We start from the raw sequence: 22,254 nt of genomic DNA, 5'->3' as shown, positions 1-22,254 counted from the left end.
TCGGCCGCCGCTTCGTCTTCCGACATGCCTCTCCTGGAGAAGATTCGCCGACCGTGGAGGTATCGGCTAGGTTCTTCCCCGTGCCGGGAAACCCTGACGACGTCGACGAGCTGCTCGTCCGCGCGCTGCAACAGGACGGGCGCGCGTCGTTCGAGACGCTGGCCCGGCTGGTCGGGCTCGCCCGCTCCACCACGAAGGCGCGGGTGCAGCGGCTGATCGAGGAGGGCGGGCTCCGGCTGATCGGCGCGATCCATCCGGCGGTGTTCGGGCTCCATCAGCTCGGGCACGTGATCGTCGAGACCGAGGGAGCCGCCCGCCCGGTCGCCGAGCGGATCGCGGCGCTCGGCGAAACCTCGTTCGTCACCACGACCGCGGGCCGGTTCGCGGTGACGGCCGAACTGCGCGCCGCCGACCTGGAGTCCTTCGCGGCGGGGCTGGCCCGGGTGCAGGCCGTCCCCGGCGTCCGGGCGGTGCAGGCGATCACGTACCTGCGGGTCTGGAAGGACCCCTATTTCCCGCCGGGACCGCTGGAGAGCCCCGGACCGCTCGCGGACCTCGAACTGGACGACGTCGACCACCTGCTGCTCGCGCAGCTGCGCGACGACGGGCGCGCGTCGTTCGCCGAACTGGCGAAAGCGACCGGCCTCTCCCCGGGAGCCGCGCGGGCCAGGGTGCTCCGGCTGCTTGAGTCCGGTGTCGTCCACATCGGAGCGCTGGTGCGGCTCAGCCGCTCGACGCGCACCCACACCATCGGGTTCGCGGTGCACGCGACCGGCGACACCGAACCGGTCGCCCGCCGGATCGCGGAGTTCGAGAACATCGACTGTTTCGCGACCGGAGTGGGATGGTGCAACGGAATCGGCAGCATCCAGGCGCAGTCCCCGGACGAGGTGCTGGACACGCTCGAACGTCTGCGGGAGCTGCCCGGCGTGCGCGCGATCGAGTCCTGGAGCCACCTGCGGGCGGTCAAGGAGGAGAATGACCGCCCGCTCACCGCCGTCGGCACCGGGCAGGGCTGAGGAGCCCGTCTATCCACTGTGGATGCTCAGAAACCGCTGCCGCTCAATCAGTTCGGTGCCCGGAAGCCCCCGATCCGCTCCTCCAGCAGCTCAGCCAGCCGCAGCGGGGTCCGGTCCTCGAACATCGGGCCGACGACCTGCACCCCTACCGGCAGGCCCTCCGGCGAGAAGCCCGCGGGCATCGCCGTGGCGGGCAGGCCCGGCATGGTCGCCACCCCGGCCCAGACCAGCTGGTCGAAGAACGGGTACTCGACGCCGTCGATGTCGATCCGGCAGGCCAGCAGGTCGGGGTTGTGGTCGTGCGGGAACGCGGGCGTCGGCGTCACCGGGCAGACCACGGCGTCGAACTCGGCGAAGAACTGTCGCCAGCCGTGCCGGTGCAACTCGCGGCGGTGGTTCACCCCGAGCCAGTCGCGGTGGCTGAGCACCAGTCCGCGCAGGCGCGCCGCGTCCAGGCTTTGGTCGGTTGCGCTCAAGGCGGCGGCACGAGTCTGCAGCTCCTCGTAGGCGTCGACCGGGAAGCGCGCGACGGAGCCGGAGAACAGCAGCTGGGTGTAGAGGGTCGCGGCTTCGGCCAGGTCGGGCAGCAGCGGGCTGTGTCGTTCGACCCGGGCGCCGGCGTCGGCGAGTGCATCGGCTACCCGGTTCACTCCGGCCCGCACCGCGGTTCCGGTCGGGATGAAGGGGTGCTCGTCGAGGATCAGGACGCGGAAGTCGCTCAACTGCTCGTGGCGGGCGGGCGGCAGGGCCAGGTCGTGCGCGACGCCGTAGGTCAGCGGGTCCGGCCCGGCCATGACGTCGAGCAGCATCGCCAGGTCGCGGGCGGTGCGCGCCATCGGCCCGACGACGGCGAGGTCCAGGTCGAGCGGCAAGGGCAGTTCGTTCGGCAGGACCATGCCGCGGTTCGCCACCAGGCCGAGGGACGGCTTGTGCCCGTAGACACCGCAGAAATGCGCGGGGGTGCGCAGCGAGCCACCGATGTCGGAGCCGATGGACAGGGTGCCGAAGCCCGCCGCCAGTGCCGCTGACGATCCGCCGGAGGAGCCGCCCGGAGTGCGGTCGTGGTCCCAGGGGTTGTTGGTGGTGCCGTAGACCGGGTTGGAGCTCTGCAAGCCTTGGAGTCCTAAGGGGACGTTGGTCTTGCCGAGGATGACCGCGCCGGCGTTCTTGAGCCGCGACACCTGGACCGCGTCTTCGGCGGGCATGAAGTCCCGGTGCTGCGGCATGCCCCAGGTCGTGGGCAGCCCGGCGACGTTGTAGCACTCCTTGACAGTCACCGGGATTCCGAGCAGCGGCCGGTCTTCGCCGCGGGCGCGCGCCCGGTCGGCCTCTTGCGCGGCGATGCGGGCACGGTCGAAGTCCGGTGTGCAGATCGCGTTGAGTGCCTTGTCTTCCCGCTCGATGCGGGCGATCGCCTCGTCGGTCAGCTCCGCCGAGGTTGTTTCGCCTGCCCGCATGGCGGCCGCGAGTTCTCCGGCCGACTGAAAGTTCCGCTCCATGAATTCGACCGTAACGGGTACCCGGTGGAGCCATAAAACATTAATTCGCGCAACGGGTCAGTGGTCCCAGAATCCCTGTTTTTCCAGCAACGCCACCGCCCGCTCGCCCGCGTCGGCGAGGTGCTTCTCCACCAGGGCGCGCGCCCGGCCGGCCGAGCGGGCGGACAGTGCGTCCAGGATCAGCCGGTGGTCGTCCCGGGCCTTGACCGGCCAGTCCTCGTGTGCCTCGTAAAACCCGTGCGACACGGTTTTGACGAGGATTCCCAAGAGCGACAGGAGACGGCGCGAGTCGGCGGCGTAATTGATTCGCCGGTGGAACTCGTAGTTCAGCCGTTCCTGCTCGCCACTGTCCACTGCGGACTCCATCCGGTCCGCGAGGTCGTGCAGCGCCTGGAGGCTTTCCGGGGAGAGGTTCTTCGCCGCGCGCTCCGCGGCCAATCCGGACACGACGCCGAACACGCGGAAATGGTCCCGGATGTCGTCGCGCGTCATCCGGGCGACGAACGCGCCCCGGCGGGCGATGTGCTCCACCACGCCCTCGTGGTCGAGCGTGATCAACGCTTCGCGGACCGGGAGTTTGCTGATGCCGAGTTCGTCGGCCAGCGCTTCCTGGTCGATCTTCGCGCCGGCGCGCAACTGCCCGGAGAAGACCCGCCGCCGGATTTCCTGCGCGGCCATCGCCTTGAGGTTCGCCGGGCCGGTGCGGCGCGGTCCGGCACTCGTGGTCTCGGGCATCGCCACTACCTTCTCCCTCCTCGTGAGCGGCTGTATCGGATCAAGTATTACACGACCGGGGCACGCTCGGGCGGCTCTGTCACTCGCGCCCGAAGCGCCCGTCAAGCGAAGAAACCGCCGTTGACCTGGGGCAGCATGCGGGCCGAGCGTCGCCCGGGAGTGTGAGCCATTCGATGATTTCTGATAAAGTATTTTCCAGCGAGGCGGTCTGGGTCATAGTGGGAGGCATGGCAGCAGCGGTTACCCCCGAGGACTTCCGGCCCATCCTGGAGCTGGTGCGCGACTTCGTCCGGGCGAAGGTCGTCCCGCGCGAGCAGGAGATCATGGACGGCAACGCCATCCCCGACGACCTGCGCGGGCAGGCCGCCGAGATGGGCCTGTTCGGCTACGCGATCCCCCAGGAATGGGGCGGGCTCGGGCTCGACCTCACCCAGGACGTCGAGCTGGCGATGGAGTTCGGCTACACGTCGCTCGCGCTCCGGTCGATGTTCGGCACCAACAACGGCATCGCCGGACAGGTGCTGGTCGGCTTCGGCACCGACGAGCAGAAGAGCCAGTGGCTGGAGCGCATCGCATCGGGCGAGGTCGTCGCGTCGTTCGCGCTGACCGAGCCCGGCGCCGGGTCCAATCCCGCCGGGCTGCGCACCAAAGCGGTGCGCGACGGCGACGACTGGGTGATCGACGGGCAGAAGCGGTTCATCACCAACGCACCGATCGCGGACCTGTTCGTCGTCTTCGCGCGCACCCGTCCCGCGGACGACTCCGGGCCGGGCATCGCGGTGTTCCTCGTGCCCGCAGACACGCCGGGCCTGGAAGTCGGGCCCAAGGACAAGAAGATGGGCCAGGAAGGCGCCTGGACCGCGGACGTCACCTTCTCCAACGTCCGAGTGCCTGCTTCCGCGCTCGTCGGCGGCAACGAGGACGACGGGTACCGCGCCGCGATGACCTCCCTCGCGCGGGGTCGCGTGCACATCGCCGCGCTCGCCGTGGGTTCCGCGCAGCGGGCGCTGGACGAGTCCGTCGCGTACGCCGCTTCGGCGACGCAGGGCGGTCAGCCGATCGGCGATTTCCAGCTGGTGCAAGCAATGCTGGCGGATCAGCAGACCGGGGTGATGGCCGGCCGCGCGCTGGTGCGGGAGACCGCGGCGCGCTACGTGTCCGGTGAGGACCGGCGGATCGGGCCGTCGGCCGCGAAGCTGTACTGCACGGAGATGGCGGGCAAGGTCGCCGACCTCGCGGTGCAGATCCACGGCGGCACCGGCTACATGCGCGACGTGCCGGTCGAGCGGATCTACCGCGACATCCGGCTGCTGCGGCTTTACGAGGGCACCAGCGAAATCCAGCGCCTCATCATCGGCGGCGGCCTGGTCCGGCAGGCGAAGAAGGCCCAGAAATGACCAGCCGCGCGGCCACGCGGGCGCGGGAAGCGACGACCCTCCTGTTCGTCCCGGGCGACCGGCCGGAGCGGTTCGGCAAGGCGATGGCGGCCGGGCCGAGCCTGGTCGTGCTCGATCTGGAGGACGCCGTCGCGCCGGAGCGCAAGGTGTACGCGCGGGAACAAGCCGTCGCGTGGCTCGAGGAGAACCCCGAGTGCGCGGTGCGGGTAAACGCCGCCGGCACCGCCTGGCACGACGAAGACCTCGCCGTGCTCAGGCGGCGCCGGTGCACCGTGATGCTGCCGAAGGCCGAGCCCGCGACGACGCGTGCCGCGGCCGAGCAGCTCGGCGTCCTGCCGGTGGTGATCGCGCTCGTCGAAACCGCGCGCGGCGTACTGGACGCGCGGGAGACCGCCACCGTGCCGAACGTGCAGCGTCTCGCGTTCGGCAGCTTCGACCTCGCTGCGGAGCTGGGGGCCGATCCGGCGGACCGGGACGCGTTCGTCGCCGCGCGGGGCGCGCTCGTGCTCGCCTCCGCCGCGGCGGGACTGCCCGGGCCGATCGACGGTGTCACCGCGGACCTGGACAACGAGCTGCACCTCACCGACGAAGTCCATTACGCACGGCGGCTCGGCTTCGCCGGAAAGCTGTGCGTGCACCCGAAACAGGTGCCCGTCGCCGCCGCGGCGCTGCGTCCGACGCGCGAGGAAGTCCGCTGGGCGCAGTCGATCCTCGACGCCGGCGCGGACGGCGCGGTCGCGGTGAACGGGCAGATGGTCGACAAGCCGGTGCTGGAGCGCGCCCAGCGCGTCCTCCGGCAGGCACGAGAAGGGAACGGGCGATGACGCTCACCGACGACGAACAGCAGATGGTCGCTCTGGTCGCGGAGTTCGTGGACGAACGGGTCCGGCCCCGGGTCCGCGAATTCGAAGCCGACGACATCTACCCCGCCGAGTTCATCGACGAGATGAAGAAACTCGGCTTCTTCGGGCTGCTCGTCCCGGCCGAATACGGCGGCGTCGACGTCAGCACCGCCTGTTTCGCCCGCGTCACCGAAGAACTCGCGCGCGGCTGGATGAGCCTGGCGGGCGCGATCGGCGGGCACTCGGTCATCACTTATCTGATCAAGACCTTCGGCACGCCGGAGCAGCGCGAGAAGTACCTGCCCGCCATGGCCGAGGGGCGGATCCGGGCGACGATGGCGCTGACCGAACCCGGCGGCGGCAGCGACCTCCAGGCGATGCGCACCCAGGCCGTGCCCGGCGACGAGGGCTACACGATCACCGGCTCGAAAACCTGGATCTCCAACGCCGCGCACTCCGGCCTGATCGGCCTGCTGTGCGTCACCGACCGCGACGCGAAACCCGCGCACCGCGGCATGAGCGTCCTGCTCGTCGAACCCGGCGACGGCCTCACCATCTCCAAGAAACTGCCCAAACTCGGCTACCGCGGCGTCGAAGCCTGCGAACTCGTCTTCGACGGCCAGCAGGTGCCCGCGGACGCGGTTCTCGGCGGCACGCCGAACCAGGGCTGGTCGCACATGATGCGCGGACTGGAAGTCGGCCGGATCCAGGTCGCCTCGCGCGCGCTGGGCGTCGGGCAGGCCGCGTTGAACGACGCCGTCCGCTACGCCCAGGAACGCGAGTCCTTCGGCAAGCCGATCTGGAAACACCAGTCGGTCGGGAACCTGCTCGCCGACATGGCCACGAAGATGCGCGCCGCCCGGCTGCTTACCTTGGACGCCGCGGAGAAGCTCGACGCGGGCGAACGCGCGGACATGGAAGCCGGGATGGCGAAACTGTTCGCGTCGGAAACCGCGATGCAGGTCGCGCTCGACGCCATCCGCGTCCACGGCGGCTACGGCTACTCCCGGGAGTACGACGTCGAACGCTACTTCCGCGACGCGCCGCTGATGATCGTCGGCGAGGGCACCAACGAAATCCAGCGCAACGTCATCGCCGCGCAGCTCGTGGCGCGCAACAAGATCTGAGGGAATCCCATGACTCTGCTCAACGGCCGGACCGCTGTCGTCACCGGCGGCGCGCAAGGCATCGGACTCGCCATCGCCCAGTTGTTCGTCGCCCAGGGCGCCCGCGTGGTGCTCGGCGACATCGACGGCGACGCGGCCGCGAAAGCCGCGGACAGCCTGGACGGGGAAGCGGTCGGCGTCGCCTGCGACGTGACCAAGTCCTCCGATGTGGACGCCCTGCTGGCGGCTGCCGCCGAGTCGTTCTCGCCGGTCGACGTGTTCGTCAACAACGCAGGCATCACCCGCGACGCGACGATGCGGACCATGACCGAGGACGAGTTCGACCAGGTCATTTCCGTGCACCTCAAGGGAACCTGGAACGGCACCCGCAAGGCCGCCGCGATCATGCGCGAGCGCAAGAGCGGCGCGATCGTGAACCTGTCGTCGCTGTCGGGCAAGGTCGGCATGGTCGGGCAGACCAACTACTCCGCCGCGAAAGCCGGGATCGTCGGGCTGACCAAGGCCGCGGCGAAGGAGATGGCGCACCACGGCGTCCGGGTCAACGCGATCCAGCCCGGCCTGATCCGCACCGCGATGACCGAGGCCATGCCGCAGAAGGCGTGGGACCAGAAGATGGCCGAGATCCCGATGCGGCGCGCGGGCGAGGTCGGCGAAATCGCTTCGGTGGCGTTGTTCCTCGCCTCCGACCTGTCCTCCTACATGACCGGCACGGTGCTCGAGGTGACCGGCGGGCGGTTCATGTGACCGGCTGGGAACCGCACGCGGTCGCGACCGCGGAGCTGGTCGACCCGGCCCCGGTCGCGGCGCTGGCCGCGCTCTTCGACAACGGGCTCCCCGCGCCGCGCCCGGGCGACGACCTGCCGCCGCTGTGGCACTGGGTCGCGCTCCCCCGCTGGCCGGTCTCCTCCGGGCTCGGCCCCGACGGGCATCCGGCGCGCGGCACGTTCCTGCCGCCGGTCGACCTGCCGCGGCGGATGTTCGCCGGCGGCGAGGTGAGCGTGCACCGGACCCCGAAGATCGGCGAGACGGTGACCCGGCGGTCCATTGTGGACTCGGTGACCGAGAAGTCCGGCCGTTCCGGGAAGCTGGTGATCGTCGTGGTGCGGACCGTGCTGTCCGGGGTGGACGGTTCGCCGCTCGTCGAGGAACGGCAAGACCTGATCTACCGCGAAGCGGGCGCGACCACCTCCGAGGCAGCGCCCGTGGAACCTGCGGTGCTCGCGGGAGCCCCGTTCCTCCGCACCGAAGACGGCTGGGACTTCGCCACTGACCCCACCCTGCTGATGCGCTTCTCCGCCGCCACCGCGAACGCGCACCGCATCCACTACGACTGGCCGTACGCGACCCGGGTCGAGGGCTATCCCGGCCTGGTCGTGCACGGGCCGCTGATGTCGCTCGCGCTGGCCGAGGTGCTGCGCCTGGACTCCCCCGGCGCCCGCGTGACCCGGCTGGCGCACCGCAACCTGGCCCCGCTGTTCTGCGGCCAGCCCGCGCACCTGCGCACCGAACCGCGTCCCGGCGGCGCGACCCTGACCCTCGTCGGGGACGCCGGACCGCGCACCAGCCTCGAAGCCGATTACCACGAGGAAGGCACTCCCCATGCGTGACGCCGTCATCTGCGAACCTGTCCGCACCCCGATCGGCCGCTTCGGCGGTTCGCTCAAGAGCGTGCCCGCCGCCGACCTCGGCACGATCGCGCTGAAAGGCCTGCTGGAGCGCACCGGCCTGCCCGCCGACGCGATCGACGACGTCATCCTCGGCCACTGCTACCCTAGCGCCGAAGCCCCCGCGATCGGCCGCGTCGTCGCGCTCGACGCCGGGCTGCCGGTCACCGTGCCGGGCATGCAGGTCGACCGCCGCTGCGGTTCCGGACTGCAGTCGGTGCTGCTCGCCGCGCTCCAGGTGCAGGCGGGCGCGAGCGACCTGATCGTCGCGGGCGGCGCGGAAAGCATGTCCAACACCGTCTTCTACGCCAACGACCTGCGCTGGGGCGCGGGCGGCGCGGGCGTCCACCTGCACGATTCGCTCACCCGCGGCCGCCAGACGCCGGGCGGCAAGCACTACCCGGTGCCCGGCGGGATGCTGGAGACCGCGGAGAACCTGCGGCGGCAGTACGGCATCACCCGCGAGGAACAGGACCGGCTCGCCGCCGCCTCGCATCAGCGGGCCGTCGCCGCGCAGCAGTCCGGGGTGTTCGCCGAGGAGATCGTCCCGGTGCCGGTCGAGACGCGGAAGGGCACCGTCGTCGTGGACACCGACGAGCACCCGCGGCCGGACACGACCGTCGAAACGCTCGCCAAGCTGCGGCCGGTGCTGGGCAAGCAGGATCCGGAGGCGACGGTCACCGCGGGCAACGCCAGCGGCCAGAACGACGCCGCCGCGGTGTGCGTCGTGACGACCCGCGAACGCGCCGCCGAACTGGGCCTGCGCCCGCTCGTGCGGCTGGTCTCGCACGGCGTCGCCGGGGTCGAGCCGAAGGTGATGGGCATCGGGCCGGTGCCCGCTTCGGCGCTCGCGCTGGAACGCGCCGGGCTGAAGATCTCCGACATCGACCTGATCGAACTCAACGAGGCGTTCGCCGCACAGGCGCTGGCGTGCACCCGCGAATGGGGCTTCGGCGAGTCCGACTTCGACCGGCTCAACGTGCACGGTTCCGGGATCTCGCTGGGCCACCCGGTCGGCGCGACCGGCACCCGGATTCTCGCCACCATGGCGCGGGAAATGCAGCGCCGCGAGGCCCGGTACGGGCTGGAGACCATGTGCATCGGCGGCGGGCAGGGCCTGGCCGCGGTGTTCGAGCGGGTCACGGCATGACCCGCGTTTTCGGCTTGGCGGACGAGGTGCGGGCCGCGATCGGCGAGGAGATCGGGCCGACCGGATGGTTCGCCGTCGACCAGGCGCGGATCGACGCCTTCGCCGAGGCCACCGGCGACCGCCAGTGGATCCACACCGATCCCGAGCGGGCCGCGAACGGGCCGTTCGGGGCGACGATCGCGCACGGGTTCCTCACGCTTTCGCTCATCCCGTACTTCAGCGCGCAGCTGGTCCGGCTCGATTTCGGATCCGCGCGGATCAACTACGGGCTGGGCAAGGTCCGCTTCCCGGCGCCGGTTCCCGTCGGGTCACGGCTGCGCGCGAGCGCGTCGTTCGCCGAGGTGAAAGACGGCGCCGCCGGGGTCACCGTGACCACGCGGTACACGGTGGAACTCGAAGGCGCGGCGAAACCGGCGTGTGTCGCCGAAACTTTGGTGGTTGTGGCCTGATGACCGAGTTCTGCCAGCTGAACGAAGCGGTCGCACGCCATGTGCGCGAGGGCGACGCGCTGCACGTCATCCTCGGGCACAGCCGCTGGAGCGCGCTTGTCCGGGAGATCGCGCGACAGCACTGGCACCGGCCGTCGCGGTTCACGCTGATCATGGCGAGCCTGTCGTCGCTCGGCGCGGTGCTGTTCCGCTCCGGGTGTGTGGAGAAGGTCGTGACTGTCTACTCGGGAGACTCGTTTCCCGTCTTCACGCCGAATCCGGTGTTCCAGCAGGCGTACGCGGACGGTTCGGTCGAGGTCGAGAACTGGTCGTTCCTGAGCTACATCCAGGGGTTGCGCGCCGCGGCCACCGGCGTGCCGGCCGTGGTCACCGGCTCGGTGCGCGATTCTTCGATGGCTGAGAACCCCGGTTACGCGGAGGTCGACACGCCGTTCGGCCGCGTCGGGCTGGTCACGCCGCTCACCCCGGACGTCGCGATCGTGCACGCCGCGGTCGCCGACCGGCAAGGCAATCTGGCCATCGCGCCGCCGATGTTCGAGGGCTCGATCGGCGCGTTCGCCGCGCGACGCGGAGTCCTCGCGACGGTGGAGAAGGTCGTCGACGACCTGCGGCCGTGGGCTTCGTTCGTCCGTGTTCCGGCGCACCGCGTGCTGGCCGTGGTCGAGGCTCCGTTCGGCGCTCATCCCGGCGGGGTCTTCCCCGGCAGCGAGAACGCTCGGTTGCCCGTCGACGGTTACGCCGAGGACGTCGAGTTCTGGATCGCCGCCCGGGAAGCCAGCCGTTCGGCGGACTTCGACGCCTGGATCCGCGAATGGATCCTCCTCGACCACGACGCCTACCTGGCGAAACTCGGTCAAGCGCGGCTGGATCGGCTGACCCGCACGCTCGGGCAGCCGACCCCGCCCACCGGCCGCGGCGACCACACCGGACCGGTGACCCGGCCGGAACGCGCGGCGACCTGGCTCGCCGCACTCGTCCGGTCGCGGATCGCCGAAACCCGAGCCGACGGCGTACTGGCCGGCGCCGGGCTGGCGAACCTCGCCGCCTGGGTGGCCGTCGAACAGGCGAAGGCGGACGGGCACGAGGTCGCGCTCGCGGCCGAACTCGGCCTGTGGGACTACTCCCCGACGCCCGGCGACCCGTTCATCTTCAGCTTCGCCAACTTCCCGTCGTCCTCGATGCTGCTCGACACCGAGCAAGCGCTCGGGACGCTCATGAACGGCCCGGCCACGAAGTCGATCGCCTGCGTCGGAGCGGCGGAAATCGACCGCCGCGGCAACATCAACACCACCCGCATCGACGGCGGCCCGTACCTCGTCGGTTCGGGCGGCGGCAACGACGTCGTGACCGGCGCCGACGAGACGTACGTCGTCGGGACGATGAGCCCGCGGCGGTTCATCGAAAGCTGCAGCTACGTCACCAGCCCCGGCGCGCGGGTCCGGGCGGTGGTCACCGACCTCGGGATCCTGACCCCGCGCGACGGCGAACTCGTGCTCACCGCGATCGCGCCCGGACCGGAGCCGCTGGCCGACCGCATCGCGCACGTCCGGTCGCGCTGCGGCTGGGACCTCGCGGTGGCGGACGACCTGAGCGAACTGCCCGAGGTGACCGCGGACGACGTCGAGCAGTTGCGGAAATACGACCGCGAGGGCTTGTTCCTCGGCGACGGCAGGAAAGGAGCGGCATGAGTCGCTACGCACAGTTCGAGAACCTGCGGGTCGACGGCCCGGACGAGGACGGCGTCGTCGAACTCGTCCTCGACGCCCCGAATCTCAACGCGGTGAGCGAAGCCGCGCACGCCGATCTCGCCGACGTCTGGCGCGAGTTCGACCGCGACCCGGCGGTGAAAGCCGTCCTGCTGCGCGGCGAAGGCAAGGGCTTCTCCGCCGGCGGGTCCTTCGATCTGGTCGAAAAACTCGCCACCGACTTCGAAGCGCGCTCCCGCACCATGCGCGAGGCCCGCGATCTGGTCTACAACGTGATCGACTGCTCGAAGCCGATCGTCTCGGCGATCCACGGCCCCGCCGTCGGTGCCGGACTCGTCGCCGGAGTGCTCGCGGACGTCTCCGTCGTCACCGCCAACGCGAAGATCATCGACGGCCACACCCGGCTCGGCGTCGCGGCGGGCGACCACGCGGCGGTGTGCTGGCCGCTGCTGTGCGGGATGGCGAAAGCCAAGTACTACCTGATGACCTGCCGCCCGCTCAACGGCGCCGAAGCCGAGCGGATCGGCTTGGTGTCGCTGTGCGTCGAGGACGAAGCCGAGCTGCTGCCGACCGCGCGGGAGATCGCCCACGAGCTGGCATGCGGCGCGCCCACTGCGATCCGGTGGACCAAGCAGAGCCTCAACCTCTGGTACCGGCAGCTCGCGGGCGCGATCTTCGACTCCTCGCTGGCACTGGAGTTCTACGGCTTCGGCGGTCCCGAGGTGCACGAGGGCCTGGCCTCGCACCGCGAACGCCGCAAGCCGGACTTCTCCCGGGTGCACGACGCATGAACCCCGCACTGCTGGCGGGATTGCGGGTCGTCGAGCTGTCCGCCTACGTCGCCACGCCGCTGTGCGGGCTCACGCTCGCCCAGCTCGGCGCGGACGTCGTACGAGTCGAACCGCTCGGCGGAGCCGCCGACCGCACGCGCTGGCCGTTGTCCGACTCCGGGACCAGCCTGTACTGGTCCGGGCTGAACAAGGGAAAGCGCGCGGTCGCCGTCGATCTGGAGTCCGAAGTGGACCGCCGCCGGGTCGCCTCGCTGATCCTCGACGGCGGCCCGTGCGTGGTCGTGACGAACACTTCGCGGCACGCCGATCTCGGGTACGAAGCGCTGAGCGCGCAACGGCCGGACCTCATCCACGTCCTCTTGGACGGCCGAGCCGACGGCGGCGCTGCGGTCGACTACACCGTGCAGGCCGCGACCGGCTTCCCGCTGCTCACCGGCACCGGATCCGAGCCGGTCAACCACGTGCTGCCCGCCTGGGACGTCTGCGCCGGGCTGTACCTCGCGGTGGGCCTGCTCGCTGCCGAACGGCACCGGCAAGTCACCGGCCGCGGCCGATCGATCCGGGTCGCGCTGGAGGACGTCGCCCTCGCCACCGCCGGGAATCTCGGCTATCTCGCCGAAGCGCAGCTGACCGACCATTCGCGGACCAAGTCCGGCAACGAGATCTACGGCACCTACGGCGACGATTTCGAGACCGCCGACGGTGTCCGCGTGATGATCGTGCTGCTCACCGAACGGCACTGGCAGAAAATGCTCGCCGCGACCGGGCTGTCCGACGCCTTCGCCGGGTTGAGCGAGGCACTGGAGATCTCGTTCGCCACCGAGTCCGACCGGTACCGGCACCGGGACGTGATCACGCCCCTGCTGGCCCGGTGGTTCGGGCAGACCTCCTACGCGGAGGTGGCGGAAGTGCTTACGCGGCACCGGATTCTGTGGGAGCGCTACCGCAGCTTCGCCGAACTCGGCCGGGACGGCGGGGCGGCGCTGCGGGAGCTGGCTCTGTTCGGGAGGGTGGACCAGCCTGGGGCGGGGACGCATTGGGCACCGAAGTCTCCTGTGCAGGTGGACGGGGCGCGGCTCGATCCTCAGCCTGCTCCGGAGGTCGGCCAGCACAATGCTGCGGTGCTGCCTCCGACTCAGGCATAGCTGTCGCCTGCCGTCGGCGCCCTCCCGTTCGGGCGGGGACAAACGCACGTTTATCCCCGTCCTATGCGGCAAACCCTCCGGTGACCGCACCGACGACGAGGAGACCGGACATGACCGCACCCGGGCCCGAACCGGACGACGTGCCGGGTCTCGAACCGGGCGGTTCCGTACCGCCCGGCGACACCCCGCCCGACGCCGGGCAGACTTCGGGGCTTTCGCATCCGCAGCCGATGCCGTCGCGCAAGCTGCCCGCCCGGTGGCTTGCCATCGTGGCGATTCTCGTGCTGGTGGTGGCCGCGTTCTTCGTGCTGCGCGCTGTCGATTGGTTGTAGTGCGGCGTTCGGGGAAATTCGTTTCTAGCGTTGCTGCGGTGTCTCTACTGTGCCGTGGTGACGACTAACGTGATCATGCTCAACGGCGGTTCCAGCTCGGGGAAGTCCGGGATCGCTCGGTGCCTGCAGGCGGTTCTGCCGGATCCGTGGCTGGCCTTGGGGACGGACACACTAGTTCAGGCGATGCCCGCGGCCATGCGGGCTTCGAACGCCGGGATCGAGTTCGCTCCGGACGGCCAGGTGCTCGTCGGGCCGGAGTTCCGCGCGCTCGAAGCAGCATGGATCGAGGGGGTCGCCGCGATGGCTCGCGCGGGTGCCAGGGTCATCGTCGACGAGGTGTTCCTCGGCGGAACGGAGTCGCGAAACCGGTGGCAGAAGGCGTTGGGCGGCTTGCGGGTGCTGTGGGTCGGCGTCCGCTGCGACAGCGCGGTCGCCGCGGGTCGTGAAGTCGCCCGAGGCGATCGGGTCATCGGCATGGCGGCCGCCCAGGCTGAGGTAGTCCACCGGGGCATGGTCTATGACCTGGAGGTGGACACCACGCGTACCGAGTCGCTGGAGTGCGCTCGGACGATCGCCGCGCAGGTCGGCTGATCGGCCCGTCTCCGCCGAGCGGTTTGCGAGTGATCTCCGCCGGGAATTCGCGCCGCGAGGTGATCGACGTGGTGCGAACCGATGTGCCGGCGAGGATGGACCGGCTGCCTTGGTCGTCGTGGCATTGGCTGATGCTCGTCGGGCTGGGCACGGTGTGGATCCTCGACGGGCTCGAGGTGACCATCGTCAGCGCGCTGTCCGACCGGCTGACCGAACCCGGCAGCGGGCTCGTGCTGTCCGAGACCCAGGTCGGGCTCGCGACCTCGTGCTACGTCACCGGCGCGGTCTGCGGTTCGCTGGTTTTCGGGTATCTCACCGACCGCTGGGGCCGGAAACGCCTGTTCCTGCTGACCCTCGGCCTCTACCTCCTCGCCACCGTCCTGACCGCGTTTTCCTTCGCCCCATGGTGGTTCTTCCTCATGCGGTTCCTGACCGGCGCGGGCATCGGCGGCGAGTACGCGGCGATCAACTCCGCGATCGACGAACTCGTGCCCGCCCGCTGGCGCGCCACGGTGAGCCTCGCGGTCAACGGCTCCTACTGGTTCGGCGCGGCCGGCGGTGCGGCGCTCAGCCTGGTGCTGCTCGACGTCGGCCTGATCCCGGCGTGGCTCGGCTGGCGGCTGGCGTTCGGGCTGGGTGCGGTGCTCGGCCTGTTCATCCTGATTGTCCGTCGCACCGTCCCGGAAAGTCCGCGCTGGTTGTTCACGCACGGCCGTGCCGAGGAGGCCGACCACGTTGTCACCGGCATTGAAGACCGCGTCCAGAAAACGACCGGCGAACGGCTCGAACCGGTCGACGACACCATCGAGGTCGAGAAACGCACCCGAACCAGCCTGACCGAGGTCGCGGTGACACTCGTGCGCAGCTACCCGAGACGGACGTTGCTCGGGCTCGCCCTCTTCGTCGGGCAGGCGTTCCTGTACAACGCCGTCTACTTCACCCAAGGCCTGGTACTGAGCCGGTTCTTCGGCGTTTCCAGCGGATCCGTCGGGCTCTACCTGGTGCCGCTCGCGGCGGGCAGTTTCGTCGGCCCGCTGGTGCTCGCCCGGTTCTTCGACTCGATCGGCCGCCGTCCGATGATCGTCACCAGCTACCTCGGCTCCGGCGTGCTGCTGGTCGGGACCGGGCTGCTGTTCCAAGCCGGAGTGCTCTCCGCGGTCACCCTGACGATCGCCTGGTGCGCGGTGTTCTTCCTGGCTTCGGCCGGAGCCAGCTCCGCGTACCTCACGGTGTCGGAGATCTTCCCGCTCGAAGTGCGTGCGCTGGCGATCGCGATCTTCTACTCCGTCGGCACCGGCCTCGGCGGGATCATCGGGCCGGTGTTGTTCGGCAGCCTGGTCGAAACCGGCGTCGTGGGAAACGTCGCTTTCGGCTACTACCTGGGCGCGGGCATGATGATCGCGGGCGGCCTTGCCGAGGCGGCGCTGGGGATCCGGGCTGAACGGCGCTCGCTCGAATCGATCGCCCAGCCGTTGTCGGCCAAGGCGGCGACGGGATGAACGCCCCGGCGCGCAAGATCGCGGGCGCGAACCGCCATCGACGCCGGGACGCCGCCGACGCGGTGCCGTGGTCGCTCCGGGTCGCGGCGGCGGCCAGCTGGCGGTTCCTGGTCGTCCTGACCATGCTCGGGGTCATCGCGTGGACGCTCGGCTACCTCGCGCAGGTCACCGTCCCGATCGGGATCGCGCTGCTCCTGTCGGCATTGTTCGCGCCGCTGGTGGAGCGGCTGGTGCGCTGGCACGTGCCGCGCGCGCTGGCGACGCTCGTCGCGATCGTCGTCGGGCTCGCCGTCCTCGGCGGGGTTCTCGCGCTGGTGATCACCACGGTCACCGCGAGCCTTCCGCAGCTGGGCGACCAGGTCGGAGCCAGTCTGGCGCGCATCAACAACTGGCTCCAGCACGGTCCGTTGCACCTGCCGCAGGTGCAGCAACTGCTCGACAAGGCGGTCAGCGCGATCCAGGGCAACACCGCCGAACTCACCGGCCGGGTGCTCTCCACCGCGGCGACCGTCGGCGGCGTGCTGACCGAGATGCTGCTGACGCTGTTCGTGCTCGTTTTCTTCCTGTACAGCGGCAATCAGGTGTGGCGCTTCCTGCTGCGGATCGTGCCGGTCTCCCTTCGCGACGAAATCGACGTCGCCGGCCGCCGCGGGTTCGCCTCGCTGGTCAGCTACGTGCGCGCGACCGTCGCGGTGGCCTGCGTGGACGCGGTCTGCATCGGCGTCGGCATCTGGCTGGTCGGCGTCCCGCTCGCGGTGCCGCTGGCGGCGCTGATCTTCATCGGCGCGTTCGTGCCGATCATCGGGGCGGTGGTGACCGGCGCGGTCGCCGTGCTGATCGCCCTGGTCGCCAACGGATTCGTCGCGGCGGGCATCGTGCTCGCGATCGTCGTCGCGGTGATGCAGCTCGAAAGCCATGTCCTGCAGCCCTTCCTGCTCGGCCGCGCGGTCCGGCTGCACCCGCTGGCCGTGGTGCTGGGCATCGCGCTCGGCCTCGAGGTCGCCGGGATCGTCGGGGCCCTGCTCGCGGTGCCGATCCTCGCCGTCGCCAAGGCCGCGTTCGGGTCCCTGCTGCGCGACCCGCATCTGGACCCGGTCGGCATCGACCCGCTGCAGCCGGCCAACGCGCGCACGACCGGACGATCAAGGGTTTCGGCCGTGCGGAGGCGGGTAACCGCACGTCGGAGGGACTCTGATGACGAGCTTGATCACTGACAGCGCAGACGGCACGGCACCGCGGCGAGGACCTCTCGAACGCGGGTTTCCGCTACCCCGGTCCGCACCGCCGACGGTTTCCTCGACGCTGCACCGGCTTTCCTCGATGGCGTCCTTGCGCGCGTGGGAACAACGCTCGACGCCCGCCCTGATGCACCAGGCGATCCTGGACGGCGTGAACGCTCGCCATGCCGCCGAAGCAGCGCACTTGAGCGTCGAGGAAGCACACGTGCGGTGGGGCGATTGGGCGGCGAAACAGCTGGCCCCGCAGCGTCCCGGGGTCGCGGCAGAGCTGCCGGTGCAGCAATTCCTCAACGTGCACGCGGCTTTCGCGGCGGCACTCGCCGGAGAAGACGCGCGTTAACCGCGCAGGTCCGCCTCCAGCGCCGCTGCGGTCGTGCGCAGTGCCGCCACCAGCGTCGGCAGCTGGTCCTTCCGGTACCGCACGCTCGGCATCGACACCGACAGCCCGGCGGCGACCACCCCGTCCGCTCCGTGCACCGGCACGCCGACCGCGACCACTCCCCGTTCCGACCGGCCCTGGTTCAGCGCGAACCCGCTGCGCCGCACACGCGCCAGGTCAGCCCGCAATTCCGCCGGGTCCGGCCGCTCGCCAGGCTTGTCGACCGCGTAGAGCTCCTCCACCTGGTCCGGCGGCAGCTCGGCGAGCAGCAGCAGACCGGCCGTCGTCTGATGCACCGGGAAAACCATCCCTTCGCGTGAACCTACCCGCAGTGCCTGCGAGCATTCGACGCTCGCGATGAACCGGGCCGTGTCCCCGGTCCGGACGGTCAGGTTCACCGACTCGTCCAGCAGGTCCACCAGCCGCCGCAGGTGCGGAAGCGCCGCCGCGCGCAGCTTCGACGCGGCCGACTGCGAGTGCGCGGCCAGCTCCAGGACCGGGCCGACCCGGTAGGCGCGGTTGGCGTCCTGAACGGCGAAATCGCGGTAGACCAGCATCGCCAGCAGCCGGTGCGCGGTCGAGGGCGCGACGCCGATCCGCTCGGCCACTTCGGACACCGTCAACGGGCCTTCGAGCTGCAGCATCGCCGCGATCCGCAGGGCGTTGTCGACGCTCGCCACCGCGTACGGCGGCGGTGCTTTGAACCGTTTGTCCATCGGGGCTGCCTTTCCGCACACCAGAATCCCGTTTTCCGCAGACCGGGACGCGCCCACCATAACCCCATGACCAGCACTCCAGCGCGAACTCCCGTTCAGCTCGCCGCGGTCGACGCACCGGACCAGCCCGCGGTCACGCCCGCGCTGCGGGACCTCTACCGCGGCTTCGAACAGGAGCTGCTCGTTCCGTTGTGGACGGAGATCGGCGACCTGATGCCCGCGCACCCGCGCTCGCGGGCCGTGCCGCACCGGTGGCAGTGGGCGAACCTGCTCCGGCTCGCCGAGCAGGCGGGCGAGATGGTGCCGGTCGGGCGCGGCGGCGAACGGCGCGCGATCGCGCTCGCCAACCCCGGCCTCGGCGGCCGTCCGTTCGCGACTCCGACGCTGTGGGCGGCCATCCAGTACCTGATGCCCGGCGAGGACGCGCCCGAGCACCGGCACACGCAGAACGCGTTCCGGTTCGTCGTCGAGGGCTCGGGCGTGTGGACCGTCGTCGGCGGCGACGCGGTTCCGATGCGCCGAGGCGATTTCCTTCCGCAGGCGGGCTGGAACTGGCACGCGCACCACAACGCCACCCGCGAGCCGATGGCCTGGCTCGACGGCCTCGACATCCCGTTCCAGTACGGCATCGACGCGCAGTTCTTCGAGTTCGGCCGCGAAGCGATCAGCGACGACGAGCGGATCACCCCCGAGCGGTCCCGTTCCGAACGGCTGTGGGCGCACCCGGGCCTGCGGCCGCTGTCCGTCGGCTCTGTCGCGCCGGGTTCGCCGTTGCTGGCGTACAAGTGGGAGCACACCGACGCCGCCCTGCGGGACCAGCTGCAACTGGAGAAAGAGGGCTACGGCGGAACGGTCGAGCCGGGTCACGCGGCGGTGCGGTTTTCCAACCCGCACAACGGTTCCGACGTCCTGCCGACCATCCGCGCCGAGTTCCACCGCGTGGCCCGAGGCACCGGGACCGCACCCGTGCGCGAGACCGGCTCGTCGGTCTGCCAGGTGTTCGACGGCTCCGGCACGGTGACCGTCGGCGACACATCGTGGGCGGTTTCGCGCGGGGACCTGTTCGTCGTCCCGTCGTGGCAGCCGTTCTCGGTGAAGTCGGAGGCCGGTACCACCGATTCCGACTCCGGCGCCCTTGATCTGTTCCGTTTCTCGGACGCGCCCGTCTTCGAGGCGCTCCACCTCGACCGTCAGGAGACCCTCCGATGAAACTCGCCACCCTCCGCGTCGACGGCGGCACGCGCGCCGTCCGCCTCGACGGAGACGTCCTGGTCGACCTCGGCTCCCCCGATCTCGGCGCGCTTTTCGCCCAGGACGGCTGGGAAGCGCACGCCGCCCAGGCGACCGGCCGGACCTGGCCCGCCGAGGGCGCGGACCTCGCCCCGGTCGTGCCGCGTCCGTCCAAAGTGGTCTGCGTCGGGCACAACTACACCAACCACATCAAGGAAATGGGCCGTGAGCTGCCCGCGTACCCGACGCTGTTCCCCAAGTTCGCCGACACCCTGACCGGCCCGGCCGACCCGATCGTCAAGCCGCCCGAGACCGACGCGCTCGACTGGGAGGTCGAACTCGTCGTCGTGGTCGGCAGGACCGTGCGGCGCGCGAGCGAGGACGAGGCCGCGGCGGCGATCGCCGGGTTCACCGTCATGAACGACGTCTCGGTCCGCGACTGGCAGTTCCGCACCATCGAGTGGACGCAGGGCAAGATCTGGCAGTCCTCGACGCCGGTCGGCCCGTACGTCGTCACGCCGGACGAGGTCGGCGGCGTCCGGCCCGCGCTCGAGGTGAAGACCACAGTGGACGGTCGCGTCATGCAGCAGGACGACACCGGCACGCTGCTGTTCGACCCGGTGCACCTGGTGCAGTACATCTCCACGATCGTCCAGCTCAACCCCGGCGACCTGATCGCGACCGGCACGCCCGCCGGGGTCGGCCACGCCCGCGATCCGAAGATCTACCTGACCGGCGGCGAAACCGTCGTCACCGAGGTCGCCGGGATCGGCGCGTGCGTGAACCAGATCGTGAAGGAATCCTGATGGCACCCGGCGACGCGCGGAACTGGGTCTCGTTCGGGACCGAGCTTTTCCTCACCCACGCGAAAGACCTGTCCGGATCGAGCGCGCTCCCCCGCTGGTCCCGCAAGCACCTCGCCGCGCACGTCGCGGCCAACGCGGACGCCCTCGGCAACCTCGTGCACTGGGCGCGGACCGGCGAGCGCATCCCGATGTACGCCTCGCCGGACCAGCGGAACGCCGATATCGAAGCGGGCTCACAGCGGTCCGAAGCCCAGCTCACGTCGTGGCTGCGGGATTCGGCGCGCTCGCTGGAATCCGCGATGGCCGCGCTGACTCCGGAGCAGTGGCAGGCCGAGGTCGTCACCGCGCAGGGCCGGACGGTTCCCGCCACCGAAATCCCGTGGCTGCGGGCCCGCGAGGTGTGCGTGCACGCGGTCGACCTCGGCACCGGACTGGCGTTCGCCGACCTGCCGGAGGCGTTCCTGTCCGCGCTCGCCGCCGAAATCCAGGCCAAACGCGGCCTCGACGCGCTGCCGGACGGTCCGCTGCCCGACGTCGCGGCGTACCTGGCCGGGCGGCCGCATTCGCTGACCGGGGTCCCCGACCTCGGCCCCTGGTTGTGAGGAGATCCCATGGACACCCCTGACGTGCTCGTCGTCGGCGGCGGGATCGGCGGGCTGAGCACCGCGTTCGCGCTGTCCCGGCTCGGGCTGCGGGTCCGGGTCCTGGAGCAGGCGAAGGAATTCGGCGAGGTCGGGGCCGGCATCCAGCTCGCCCCCAATTGCACCCGGATCCTCGACGCCTACGGCCTGCTCGACACCGCGAAGGCGCGCGGCGTCGTCCCGGACCGGATGGCCATGCGCGACGCCGTCGACGGCCGCGACCTGACCGCACTCGACCTGCGCGACCTCGAACGCCGCTACGGCTTCCCGTACCTGGTCATCCACCGCAGCGACCTGCACCGGCTGTTCCTCGACGCCTGCCGCGACGCGGGCGTCGAACTCCTCACCGAGCAACGGATCGTCTCGTACACGCCGGACCCCGCGACCGCGGTGACCGACGACGGCACCGTGCACACCGCGCCGGTCGTGATCGCCGCTGACGGCCTGCACTCCGTCGCCCGGAAGCATTTCGCGGACGACCAGCCGGTCTCGTCCGCGTACGTCGCTTATCGCGGCACCGTGCCGATCGCCGAGGTCGGCCGTCCAGTCGATCTGTCCGAGGTCGTGGTGTACGTCGGGCCACGGTGCCACTTTGTCCACTATGGACTTCGCGGTGGTGATTTGCTCAATCAGGTAGCCGTTTTCGAGTCTCCGAAGGCCGTGGCGGGCCTCGACGACTGGGGCACGCCGGACGAGCTGGACGCCGCCTTCGCCGCCACCTGCGACGAGGTGCAGGCCGGGATCCCGCGGATGTGGCGGGACAAATGGTGGCGGATGTACGACCGCAACCCGATCTCCACCTGGGTCGACGGCCGCCTCGCCCTGCTCGGCGACGCCGCGCACCCGCCCCTGCAGTACCTGGCCCAAGGCGCGATCATGGCCATCGAGGACGGCTGGGTCCTGGCCGAGCACATGAAGCGGCTGGGAGATTGGGACAGTGCACTAGCCGCGTACGAGGCGGTCCGGACGGAACATTGCCGCCGGGTCGTGCTGACCGCCCGGGCCTGGGGAAACCTGTGGCATCTGGACGGTGTCGCGCGGGAGCGGCGCAACACTTTGCTGCGGGCCCGCGCGGCGGACGATTACGCGTTCACTGACTGGCTCTACGGGCCGACAGCCCTGTTCCCCGAGGACGAACCAGCGATGTTCGAGCCGGTCCCGCTGTCCACAGCGGACGATCTGACTGCCACCCGATAACCCAACACCAGCGGCCGACGGCGGAGTGAGCGGTGCGTGAGGGGAACCCTGAGGGAATCTGATTCCCTCAGAGGGTGTTGCGGAACCTGGGTGGTTAGTTG

Annotated in this window: 23 protein-coding genes; 20 read left to right on the top strand and 3 right to left on the bottom strand. The window is 70.6% G+C overall.

All coding sequences use genetic code 11. The features are described 5' to 3' along the window. Positions 1–80 precede the first annotated feature (80 nt). Positions 81–1,019, top strand: a complete 939-nt coding sequence (locus EIZ44_RS08955) for an Lrp/AsnC family transcriptional regulator (RefSeq protein WP_134728241.1) — start codon at positions 81–83, stop codon at positions 1,017–1,019. A gap of 47 nt (positions 1,020–1,066) precedes the next feature. Here EIZ44_RS08955 and EIZ44_RS08950 read toward each other — a convergent pair whose 3' ends face one another. Together EIZ44_RS08950 and EIZ44_RS08945 are read right to left on the bottom strand one after the other, a co-directional pair. Further along, the gene (locus EIZ44_RS08950) at positions 1,067–2,518 is read right to left on the bottom strand and encodes an amidase (RefSeq protein WP_037806280.1); all 1,452 of its coding nucleotides are present in this window, start codon (positions 2,516–2,518) and stop codon (positions 1,067–1,069) included. A gap of 57 nt (positions 2,519–2,575) precedes the next feature. Further along, complete coding sequence (locus EIZ44_RS08945) at positions 2,576–3,253, bottom strand: GntR family transcriptional regulator (RefSeq protein ID WP_134728240.1); 678 nt, start codon at positions 3,251–3,253, stop codon at positions 2,576–2,578. Positions 3,254–3,480: 227 nt separating this feature from the next. Between EIZ44_RS08945 and EIZ44_RS08940 the strand changes: the two genes are divergently transcribed. The 15 genes from EIZ44_RS08940 to EIZ44_RS08870 all read left to right on the top strand — a co-directional run bounded on the left by EIZ44_RS08940 (position 3,481) and on the right by EIZ44_RS08870 (position 17,524). Beyond that, on the top strand, positions 3,481–4,650 hold the full coding sequence (locus EIZ44_RS08940) for an acyl-CoA dehydrogenase family protein (protein WP_037806283.1): 1,170 nt from the start codon (positions 3,481–3,483) through the stop codon (positions 4,648–4,650). Further along, entirely contained in the window at positions 4,647–5,474 is an 828-nt protein-coding gene (locus EIZ44_RS08935) for an HpcH/HpaI aldolase/citrate lyase family protein (protein ID WP_037806285.1), read from the top strand. Before EIZ44_RS08940 ends, EIZ44_RS08935 begins: the two co-directional genes overlap by 4 nt. Beyond that, on the top strand, positions 5,471–6,619 hold the full coding sequence (locus tag EIZ44_RS08930) for an acyl-CoA dehydrogenase family protein (RefSeq protein WP_134728239.1): 1,149 nt from the start codon (positions 5,471–5,473) through the stop codon (positions 6,617–6,619). Before EIZ44_RS08935 ends, EIZ44_RS08930 begins: the two co-directional genes overlap by 4 nt. Before the next feature lie 9 nt (positions 6,620–6,628). Then, a complete protein-coding gene (fabG, locus tag EIZ44_RS08925; protein ID WP_134662822.1) occupies positions 6,629–7,363 on the top strand; it encodes a 3-oxoacyl-ACP reductase FabG in 735 nt (244 codons plus the stop codon). Continuing rightward, a complete protein-coding gene (locus EIZ44_RS08920; RefSeq protein ID WP_134728238.1) occupies positions 7,360–8,226 on the top strand; it encodes an HTD2 family dehydratase in 867 nt (288 codons plus the stop codon). The genes fabG and EIZ44_RS08920 overlap by 4 nt, the downstream gene beginning before the upstream one ends. Further along, positions 8,219–9,433 (top strand): acetyl-CoA C-acetyltransferase, encoded by a 1,215-nt coding sequence (locus tag EIZ44_RS08915; protein WP_134728237.1) that lies wholly within the window; start codon positions 8,219–8,221, stop codon positions 9,431–9,433. Before EIZ44_RS08920 ends, EIZ44_RS08915 begins: the two co-directional genes overlap by 8 nt. After that, entirely contained in the window at positions 9,430–9,882 is a 453-nt protein-coding gene (locus EIZ44_RS08910) for a MaoC family dehydratase (protein ID WP_134728236.1), read from the top strand. Before EIZ44_RS08915 ends, EIZ44_RS08910 begins: the two co-directional genes overlap by 4 nt. After that, the gene (locus tag EIZ44_RS08905; protein WP_134728235.1) at positions 9,882–11,570 is read left to right on the top strand and encodes a CoA-transferase; all 1,689 of its coding nucleotides are present in this window, start codon (positions 9,882–9,884) and stop codon (positions 11,568–11,570) included. Before EIZ44_RS08910 ends, EIZ44_RS08905 begins: the two co-directional genes overlap by 1 nt. Further along, entirely contained in the window at positions 11,567–12,379 is an 813-nt protein-coding gene (locus tag EIZ44_RS08900) for an enoyl-CoA hydratase/isomerase family protein (RefSeq protein ID WP_037806292.1), read from the top strand. Before EIZ44_RS08905 ends, EIZ44_RS08900 begins: the two co-directional genes overlap by 4 nt. Beyond that, positions 12,376–13,524, top strand: a complete 1,149-nt coding sequence (locus EIZ44_RS08895; protein WP_134728234.1) for a CoA transferase — start codon at positions 12,376–12,378, stop codon at positions 13,522–13,524. The genes EIZ44_RS08900 and EIZ44_RS08895 overlap by 4 nt, the downstream gene beginning before the upstream one ends. Positions 13,525–13,634: 110 nt before the next feature. Beyond that, positions 13,635–13,856, top strand: a complete 222-nt coding sequence (locus EIZ44_RS08890) for a DUF6480 family protein (RefSeq protein WP_037806294.1) — start codon at positions 13,635–13,637, stop codon at positions 13,854–13,856. Positions 13,857–13,913: 57 nt separating this feature from the next. After that, complete coding sequence (gene cpt / locus EIZ44_RS08885) at positions 13,914–14,447, top strand: chloramphenicol phosphotransferase CPT (protein ID WP_240691252.1); 534 nt, start codon at positions 13,914–13,916, stop codon at positions 14,445–14,447. 68 nt (positions 14,448–14,515) lie between these two features. After that, positions 14,516–15,946 carry an MFS transporter gene (locus EIZ44_RS08880; RefSeq protein ID WP_240691251.1) on the top strand — a complete coding sequence of 477 codons (1,431 nt, stop codon included), beginning with the start codon at positions 14,516–14,518 and terminating at the stop codon, positions 15,944–15,946. Continuing rightward, on the top strand, positions 15,943–17,160 hold the full coding sequence (locus EIZ44_RS08875; RefSeq protein ID WP_134728233.1) for an AI-2E family transporter: 1,218 nt from the start codon (positions 15,943–15,945) through the stop codon (positions 17,158–17,160). The genes EIZ44_RS08880 and EIZ44_RS08875 overlap by 4 nt, the downstream gene beginning before the upstream one ends. Then, positions 17,141–17,524, top strand: a complete 384-nt coding sequence (locus tag EIZ44_RS08870) for a hypothetical protein (protein WP_037806296.1) — start codon at positions 17,141–17,143, stop codon at positions 17,522–17,524. The genes EIZ44_RS08875 and EIZ44_RS08870 overlap by 20 nt, the downstream gene beginning before the upstream one ends. Here the strand turns inward: EIZ44_RS08870 and EIZ44_RS08865 are convergent. Then, positions 17,521–18,279 carry an IclR family transcriptional regulator gene (locus tag EIZ44_RS08865; protein ID WP_134728232.1) on the bottom strand — a complete coding sequence of 253 codons (759 nt, stop codon included), beginning with the start codon at positions 18,277–18,279 and terminating at the stop codon, positions 17,521–17,523. The genes EIZ44_RS08870 and EIZ44_RS08865 overlap by 4 nt on opposite strands. 66 nt (positions 18,280–18,345) lie before the next feature. Between EIZ44_RS08865 and EIZ44_RS08860 the strand changes: the two genes are divergently transcribed. The 4 genes from EIZ44_RS08860 to EIZ44_RS08845 are packed head-to-tail and all read left to right on the top strand — an operon-like array spanning position 18,346 to position 22,153. Then, the gene (locus tag EIZ44_RS08860) at positions 18,346–19,488 is read left to right on the top strand and encodes a cupin domain-containing protein (protein WP_134728231.1); all 1,143 of its coding nucleotides are present in this window, start codon (positions 18,346–18,348) and stop codon (positions 19,486–19,488) included. Beyond that, a complete protein-coding gene (locus tag EIZ44_RS08855; protein ID WP_134728230.1) occupies positions 19,485–20,315 on the top strand; it encodes a fumarylacetoacetate hydrolase family protein in 831 nt (276 codons plus the stop codon). Before EIZ44_RS08860 ends, EIZ44_RS08855 begins: the two co-directional genes overlap by 4 nt. Then, the gene (locus tag EIZ44_RS08850) at positions 20,315–20,917 is read left to right on the top strand and encodes a maleylpyruvate isomerase family mycothiol-dependent enzyme (RefSeq protein WP_134728229.1); all 603 of its coding nucleotides are present in this window, start codon (positions 20,315–20,317) and stop codon (positions 20,915–20,917) included. Before EIZ44_RS08855 ends, EIZ44_RS08850 begins: the two co-directional genes overlap by 1 nt. A 9-nt stretch (positions 20,918–20,926) precedes the next feature. Next, positions 20,927–22,153, top strand: coding sequence for an FAD-dependent oxidoreductase (locus tag EIZ44_RS08845; protein ID WP_205673084.1), 1,227 nt, complete (start codon positions 20,927–20,929; stop codon positions 22,151–22,153). Positions 22,154–22,254: the final 101 nt, after the last annotated feature.

Source organism: Amycolatopsis nivea (assembly GCF_004522235.1).
In the GTDB taxonomy this organism is placed as follows: Bacteria; Actinomycetota; Actinomycetes; order Mycobacteriales; family Pseudonocardiaceae; genus Amycolatopsis; species Amycolatopsis nivea.
Note: the sequence above shows the minus strand (reverse complement) of the source record. Positions and strands in the feature narration are given on the sequence as shown.

Coding starts and splice junctions, on each gene's coding strand:
- EIZ44_RS08860 (WP_134728231.1), top strand. CDS start 18,346: ATGACCAGCACTCCAGCGCGAACTCCCGTTCAGCTCGCCGCGGTCGAC.
- EIZ44_RS08890 (WP_037806294.1), top strand. CDS start 13,635: ATGACCGCACCCGGGCCCGAACCGGACGACGTGCCGGGTCTCGAACCG.
- EIZ44_RS08875 (WP_134728233.1), top strand. CDS start 15,943: ATGAACGCCCCGGCGCGCAAGATCGCGGGCGCGAACCGCCATCGACGC.
- EIZ44_RS08895 (WP_134728234.1), top strand. CDS start 12,376: ATGAACCCCGCACTGCTGGCGGGATTGCGGGTCGTCGAGCTGTCCGCC.
- fabG (WP_134662822.1), top strand. CDS start 6,629: ATGACTCTGCTCAACGGCCGGACCGCTGTCGTCACCGGCGGCGCGCAA.
- EIZ44_RS08845 (WP_205673084.1), top strand. CDS start 20,927: ATGGACACCCCTGACGTGCTCGTCGTCGGCGGCGGGATCGGCGGGCTG.
- EIZ44_RS08910 (WP_134728236.1), top strand. CDS start 9,430: ATGACCCGCGTTTTCGGCTTGGCGGACGAGGTGCGGGCCGCGATCGGC.
- EIZ44_RS08850 (WP_134728229.1), top strand. CDS start 20,315: ATGGCACCCGGCGACGCGCGGAACTGGGTCTCGTTCGGGACCGAGCTT.
- EIZ44_RS08930 (WP_134728239.1), top strand. CDS start 5,471: ATGACGCTCACCGACGACGAACAGCAGATGGTCGCTCTGGTCGCGGAG.
- EIZ44_RS08945 (WP_134728240.1), bottom strand. CDS start 3,253: ATGCCCGAGACCACGAGTGCCGGACCGCGCCGCACCGGCCCGGCGAAC.
- EIZ44_RS08905 (WP_134728235.1), top strand. CDS start 9,882: ATGACCGAGTTCTGCCAGCTGAACGAAGCGGTCGCACGCCATGTGCGC.
- EIZ44_RS08940 (WP_037806283.1), top strand. CDS start 3,481: ATGGCAGCAGCGGTTACCCCCGAGGACTTCCGGCCCATCCTGGAGCTG.
- EIZ44_RS08900 (WP_037806292.1), top strand. CDS start 11,567: ATGAGTCGCTACGCACAGTTCGAGAACCTGCGGGTCGACGGCCCGGAC.
- EIZ44_RS08915 (WP_134728237.1), top strand. CDS start 8,219: ATGCGTGACGCCGTCATCTGCGAACCTGTCCGCACCCCGATCGGCCGC.
- EIZ44_RS08950 (WP_037806280.1), bottom strand. CDS start 2,518: ATGGAGCGGAACTTTCAGTCGGCCGGAGAACTCGCGGCCGCCATGCGG.
- EIZ44_RS08865 (WP_134728232.1), bottom strand. CDS start 18,279: ATGGACAAACGGTTCAAAGCACCGCCGCCGTACGCGGTGGCGAGCGTC.
- EIZ44_RS08855 (WP_134728230.1), top strand. CDS start 19,485: ATGAAACTCGCCACCCTCCGCGTCGACGGCGGCACGCGCGCCGTCCGC.
- EIZ44_RS08870 (WP_037806296.1), top strand. CDS start 17,141: ATGACGAGCTTGATCACTGACAGCGCAGACGGCACGGCACCGCGGCGA.
- EIZ44_RS08935 (WP_037806285.1), top strand. CDS start 4,647: ATGACCAGCCGCGCGGCCACGCGGGCGCGGGAAGCGACGACCCTCCTG.